Origin of the sequence: Psychrobacter sp. TWP2-1-2, from assembly GCF_049896785.1 — a bacterium.
In the GTDB taxonomy this organism is placed as follows: Bacteria; Pseudomonadota; Gammaproteobacteria; order Pseudomonadales; family Moraxellaceae; genus Psychrobacter.
On record NZ_JAFCVA010000009.1, the window covers coordinates 176,903 to 183,207 of the forward strand.

Consider the following 6,305-nt stretch of genomic DNA (forward strand, 5'->3'; position numbering starts at 1 on the left):
AAACGCGTTACCCTTTTAATAAAGACAATAAAGAGAGCATCATGACCACGCAAACCTACACCCTAGAAGAACAGCTTGCCCTGATCCAACGCGGTACACAAGAAATCCTATCTGAAGACGATCTGATTAAAAAGCTGAAACTCAATCGCCCGCTACGTATCAAGGCAGGTTTTGATCCTACTGCGCCTGACCTGCATTTGGGGCATACCGTGCTGATTAATAAACTCAAGCATTTTCAAGATTTGGGTCATGAGATTTACTTTTTAATCGGTGATTATACCGCCAAGATTGGCGACCCTTCTGGCAAAAACAGCACCCGTCCGCCATTGACCGACGAGCAAATCAAAGTCAATGCGCAGACTTATGCTGAGCAAGTCTTTAAGATTTTGGATAAAGAAAAAACCAAGATAGTCTTCAACTCTGAATGGTTCAAGGATATGTCAGCGGGCGATATGATTCAGCTTTCTAGCCAGCTGACTGTCTCGCGTATGCTTGAGCGCGATGATTTCTCTAAACGCTATGCTGCGCAAACGCCGATTGCGATTCATGAGTTTTTATATCCATTGGTACAAGGCTATGATTCTATCGCCCTAAAAGCGGATGTCGAGCTTGGCGGTACTGACCAAACCTTTAACATCCTAATGGGACGCACCCTGCAAGGTCGTTATGGTCAAGAGCCACAAGTGTGTATCACCGTGCCAATCTTAGAAGGGCTAGATGGCGTTAATAAAATGTCTAAATCCCTGAATAACTATGTCGGCATTTATGATGCACCGGGTACCATGTACCAAAAACTATTGTCTATGCCAGATACCTTAATCCGTCGCTATTTTGAATTTTTAAGCTTTCAGCCGATGGAAGAAGTCGAAGCGTTGATGGCTGAGATGGAAAATGGTCGCAATCCACAAGAAATCAAACGTATTCTTGCTGAAGAACTAATCGAGCGTTTCCACGATGCTGATGCTGCCGCTAATGCGCACAAGTCAGCAGGTAACGTACTTGCCGATGGTGAACTGCCAGTCGATTTACCAGAAGTGACCTTAGATTTGGAAGGGCAGGACGCATTATTTATCACGCAAATCTTAAACCAAGCGGAACTGGCTAAAAATAGCTCATCGGCTAAAGACATGATTAAGCGCGGCGCAGTAAAAGTAGATGGCGAAGTGGTCGATGCGAGCTTTAGCTTAACGTCTGGTCAGACAGTCGTTATCCAAGCGGGTAAAAAGGCTTATGCGAAAGTGACGGTAGCTTAATAATTGACTGGGACAAGCTATTGGTATTAAGGATAAGGTCGACATTGATTGTCGGCCTTACTTATTTTGCGATATGAATTTATTGTGACAGTATTTGATTCGTGAATTTATAACAAATTAGGATTCAATCATGATAGAAAAAACGGTTCCCCAAGGTATTTACCGCCATTATAAAGGCAGCCTTTACCAAGTATTGCATACTGCTCAGCATTCGGAAACCGAAGAATCGCTAGTCGTTTATCGCTGTCTCTACGGCGAGTATGGCATATGGGTGCGACCATTAGCGATGTTTACGGAAACTGTTGAAGTTGACGGTAAGCAAGTAGCTAGATTTGAGTTGGTTAAAGCCTTAGCTGATTAATGCTTAAAATTTATTGCTCAAATAAAAAAGCGACTTTTGGAGTCGCTTTTTTTTATATAAATGAACAACTAATCCTGCAAAAATCCTTTTAATACTTTATAAAACCCAATTGGCTCATCCATTGGTATCGCATGACCTGAGCGCGGCAAAACAACTTCGCGAGCATTGGGTAGCATCTGGGTGACTTTTTGCTGCCAATGAGCATCATAAAGCTTAGAGCGACCTCCAATCAGATTGACCACTGGAATAGTGACCCGCTCTATCGCACCGCGAAAGTCATAGGGTAGTGTCAAATAGGCTTGTAAGCAGCGCATTTTATGATGCCAAATACTGTGATTGTAAAGCGCAAGTTTGGGGTCATTTTTATAAGTCATCACTTGTATAAACGCTTTCGAGCGCGTTCGATTAACAGATAACAGAGAGAACAGTCGTTCGACATCCGTTGCACGGCGTTTTAGAGCAAACGGTAGGTGGGTAAAGCTTTTTATTTCAGCATAAGGTAAAGTTTTCTCAATTACCTCGTGAAAGATATCGAATACTTCTTGCTGCCGCGCACCAAACAATCCACCTTGCCAATCAGGCTGATTATGGATAGCAGGACTTTGGTCAATATTCAAATAACGGCTAACTTTTGCGCTGCCATAACGTTCAAAATACGCCCACATTACTTGTGCGCCCATCGAAATAGCGGCAACTGGCAACGATTCTATATTGCGTGCCAAGCAAATTTGCTCAATCACAATGCTGATATCATCGGCATACTGGCGCACAAAATCAAACTGGGTGAGGTCGATATCTTTTGCAGCGCCAAACCCTCTCAAATGCGGCAGATAAAAGGCATACTTGCCAACCAAGGGTAAAATAAACGGTAAAAACTCACGTGTATCCATCCCATAAGCATGCAGTAATATTACAGGTTGGCCGCTGCCTATGAATGATACAGGTAACAGCGTACCATCAGTTAAAGTGATATCAATCGTTTTCAACTGGTAGTTAGTAGGCAAGTTAATCAATTTTTTCTTCATAAGGCAATGTACCTTGTTTTCATTAAACGATTGTACCAAGTCGATTTAGCCAAAATGTATCGTAGCAAAAGTCTTTATCTCATTTCTAAAAGACTGCTATATTAAAGTAGGTAATTAGCCATAGCATAGAAGCTGTTAAAATATAAGGATATCAGTCTATGAGCAAGCTGACGTTACCATTGCTTGATAGCAGCTTATATCCGCAAAGTTTGCAGCAGCAAACATTTACCAATCCACAGGCGCTATTGATGGCAATGCTGACAGCAGATATCACGCCAGATGCCAATGCTTTCACTAGGCAATTACTAGCTAATAATACTTATCAAGACTGGATTAATAGCAGTGTATTTGGGCGTTACTTGCAGTGTAATTTTACGGCGTTCTCTCAGCAAACAGAAGACAGTTTCAATAGTGATATGCCTTCGCTGTTTCGTCAGGAATTGATGCGTCACGCCCAATATTTACCACTAGAGCAAATCTTATTTTTTGCAGGAGATTTGCCAAAAAGCGTGCGCCAGACAAAGACTTTAACCACAACTGTTAATCCCGCCACTGCCGTGATTAATGCGCAAAAGCTGAGTAGGAAAGTTAGGATGAATAATCCAATTACCATTATCAATCAGATAGTGGTGAAAGGTAAACACGTATTGGGATTTCCGATACGTCATAATAAACGTACCAGCGAGCGCTTGCGTAATGAGATGCTAATTTTAGATTTTCAGGATTTACGCTTGGTCAATGAGATGAATATCAAAGGCAAAAAAAGAAGCAATATAGAGGAATCTATATTGCTTCGGTCTTATGAATTACGTTAGTGAGCCAAATGTTCGGCTAAACCTTTAAGAATCTTGCTTAGCAATCGTCAGCCCGTTATAAGTTTGCGCAACTGGCATAACTTCCAAGCGATTGACGTTAATATGAGCAGGCGATTCAATCAGCCATAATAAAATATCGCCAATATCATCGCCGGTCATGGTTTTAAAGCCGTCGTAAACCTTGGCGGCTTTATCGTCATCGCCATGATAACGGACGTTTGAAAACTCAGTACCCGCGGCATTACCCGGTTCAAGATTGGTCACGCGCACTTGCGTACCAATTAAGTCAGCTCGCAGATTTAAGCTAAATTGTTTTACAAAGGCTTTGGTCGCGCCATAGACGTTAGCGCCGAAGTATGGCCAACTGCCCGCAATTGAACCAACGTTGATAATATAACCGCTATCGCGCGCTACCATTGCTGGCAAGACTGCATGGGTCAGTGCCATCAACCCTTTAATATTGGTATCGGTCATACGCATCCAATCATCAAGATTTGCCTTGTACGCAGGTTCTGTACCGAGTGCCAATCCAGCGTTATTTACTAAGACATCGATTTGCTTAAATTTATCAGGCAAATCAGCAATAATTTGCGGGATAGTAGCCGTGTCACTCACATCCATGACCACAGGTAAAAATGTTTCGCCCAAAGTATCTGCTAAAGCATTCAGCTTATCGAGGCGTCTGGCACAGCCAATCACGCGATGACCATTGGCAACCAAACGCTCGGCCAGCGCTTTACCAAAACCTGCGCTTGCTCCCGTAATCAATACGTTCATCTTATATCCTTATCATTGATGTTTTGTACCTGTGTCATGGGTGTTACGATGACGGCTAGTCTTGATTTACTTGCTTTTTCTTACTTGTTGAATAATTGCTTACCAAAGATTTTATCGCCCGCATCGCCTAAACCTGGGATGATATAGCCATGTTCATCTAAATGACTATCTAGTGCAGCGGTATAAATGGTCACATCAGGATGTGCTTCATTGACCACACGTACGCCTTCAGGCGCGGCAACCAATACCAAGGCTTTAATGTTGGTACAGCCATTTTTCTTTAACATCTCGATGGTCGCGACCATTGAGCCGCCAGTGGCTAACATTGGGTCAATGATAAGGGCTGGGCGTTTGTCCATGTGGCTGACAAATTTTTCAAAGAACGGCACAGGTTGTAAGGTTTCTTCATCACGTTGCAAACCGACGACAGAGATTTTTGCGGTAGGAATCAAATCGAGCACGCCGTCGAGCATGCCAATGCCAGCACGCAAAATCGGTACAATCGTCGCCGTCTTACCGATGATTTGCTCACCAGTGATTTCACCACACCAGCCTTGCATTGGGAAGGTTTCGATTTCAAAATCACGGCTTGCTTCATATGCCATCAAGCGTGCAAGCTCTTTGGTCAAGGTGCGAAACTTATAAGTGCTACAGTCTTTTTCGCGCATAAGGCTGAGTTTATGACGGACTAACGGGTGATCAATGACGGTGATTTTTAAGTCGCTCATAAGGTTTCTCTTGGTTTTTGGTCTGATGCTTGCGCAGTTACTGCGGTTGCCATTAGTATGAAAGATACAAACACTTACTGCACTTCAACCTTATATCTGTCTCACAAATAGTAAGCTTGCTACTTTGATAATAAAGTAAGCTAAATATATTTATAGCAGGGTTGGTCTTATTTAAGCCGACTATGTTTGACTATAATAGCGCCCTAATAAATGAAGCAGTGTTTAGGCTTGCTATGATAGCAAAAAAACCGCTTTTCTGATGAAGAATCTTATGACTACACAACCATATCACACCCATAATAATACGCATAAAACCGATAACAGCTTAATATTATCTGAAGCCCAAGCAACAGAGGTAGAAACGCATCCGTTCGTTCCCGTTTTACCACCTAATGCTACGGTAATGATGATGGGCACTTTTCCACCGACCGCTGATAAATGGGCAATGCCATTTCACTATCCAAACTTTTACAATGACATGTGGCGTATCTATGGTAGTGTTTTTTTTGATGACGTGGATTATTTTAGAGTAGGGGATGAGAAGCGCTTTGATCCTGAGCGTATTCGCGCCTTTATGTTCGAGCGCGGAATTGCTTCTTGTCCAACGGTCAAGCAAGCGATTCGCGAGACTGGTAATGCCTCAGATAAGAACTTAACCGTTGTCACACCCGTTGACCTAGATAGTATATTGCCACAAGTTCCAAAGGTTGAAACCTTGTTTACCACGGGCGGTAAAGCAACAGAAGTGCTGCTTGGTTTATTAGCCGAGCCACCTGCTAAATCCAAGTATCCTAAGACCAATCAAAGTATGGATTATCCATATCAATGGCAAAACCATCACAATCGAAAAGTGGATATAAATAATCTTACCTTATATAGGTTGCCTTCAACCTCGCGTGCCTATCCTTTAGCGTTAGATAAGAAAGTCGCTGCTTACAAAGACTTCTTCAAAAATATAGGCAAGCTGTAAAGGTGGCATTTATAGAAAGGGGTAAGCAATTTTAAGGGGAAAAAGCTATCCTTGCTCAAAACCCCATATACTACTACCCGATTGAAGCAAAAGTAGCGTCGCCATTCCTTCAATTTAGTCTAATCACCAAGATTATTCAAATTAAGATAAAATAGCCCTTGACTAAAGATTCAAACCCTCTATAATACGCCCTCATCAAGACGAGCTGGACAGTTTATATGTAGATTACATATAAACAACCCAATTCACTTGAAGAAACAAAACATAAAAAAGCTTGACAAATCAAATCATTATGATAAGATAGTCGGCTCGCTAGATAGCTTGACCCGCAAGGGTTTAAGACTAAACAGCAAGAGAATTACCCTATATATCAGTT

7 protein-coding genes are annotated in these 6,305 nt (G+C 42.2%); 4 read left to right on the plus strand and 3 right to left on the minus strand.

All coding sequences use genetic code 11. The features are described 5' to 3' along the window. Window positions 1–41 precede the first annotated feature (41 nt). On the plus strand, window positions 42–1,253 hold the full coding sequence (gene tyrS / locus ACP7AE_RS10320) for a tyrosine--tRNA ligase (protein ID WP_426242926.1): 1,212 nt from the start codon (window positions 42–44) through the stop codon (window positions 1,251–1,253). A gap of 130 nt (window positions 1,254–1,383) precedes the next feature. After that, the gene (locus tag ACP7AE_RS10325; RefSeq protein WP_426242928.1) at window positions 1,384–1,614 is read left to right on the plus strand and encodes a DUF1653 domain-containing protein; all 231 of its coding nucleotides are present in this window, start codon (window positions 1,384–1,386) and stop codon (window positions 1,612–1,614) included. Window positions 1,615–1,682: 68 nt separating this feature from the next. Here the strand turns inward: ACP7AE_RS10325 and ACP7AE_RS10330 are convergent, their stop codons facing one another. Then, on the minus strand, window positions 1,683–2,639 hold the full coding sequence (locus tag ACP7AE_RS10330) for an alpha/beta fold hydrolase (RefSeq protein ID WP_426242930.1): 957 nt from the start codon (window positions 2,637–2,639) through the stop codon (window positions 1,683–1,685). Window positions 2,640–2,797: 158 nt separating this feature from the next. On the opposite strand from ACP7AE_RS10330, the gene ACP7AE_RS10335 reads away from it, so the two are divergent. Continuing rightward, window positions 2,798–3,454, plus strand: a complete 657-nt coding sequence (locus tag ACP7AE_RS10335; RefSeq protein ID WP_426242932.1) for a hypothetical protein — start codon at window positions 2,798–2,800, stop codon at window positions 3,452–3,454. A gap of 24 nt (window positions 3,455–3,478) precedes the next feature. On the opposite strand, the gene ACP7AE_RS10340 is transcribed toward ACP7AE_RS10335, so the two are convergent. Continuing rightward, window positions 3,479–4,231, minus strand: a complete 753-nt coding sequence (locus tag ACP7AE_RS10340; RefSeq protein ID WP_426242934.1) for an SDR family NAD(P)-dependent oxidoreductase — start codon at window positions 4,229–4,231, stop codon at window positions 3,479–3,481. Window positions 4,232–4,311: 80 nt separating this feature from the next. Then, complete coding sequence (gene upp / locus ACP7AE_RS10345; protein WP_045445969.1) at window positions 4,312–4,959, minus strand: uracil phosphoribosyltransferase; 648 nt, start codon at window positions 4,957–4,959, stop codon at window positions 4,312–4,314. Window positions 4,960–5,362: 403 nt separating this feature from the next. Here upp and ACP7AE_RS10350 point away from each other — a divergent pair, with 403 nt between their 5' ends. Next, entirely contained in the window at window positions 5,363–5,929 is a 567-nt protein-coding gene (locus ACP7AE_RS10350) for a DNA glycosylase (protein WP_413786780.1), read from the plus strand. The last annotated feature ends 376 nt before the right edge of the window (window positions 5,930–6,305 follow it).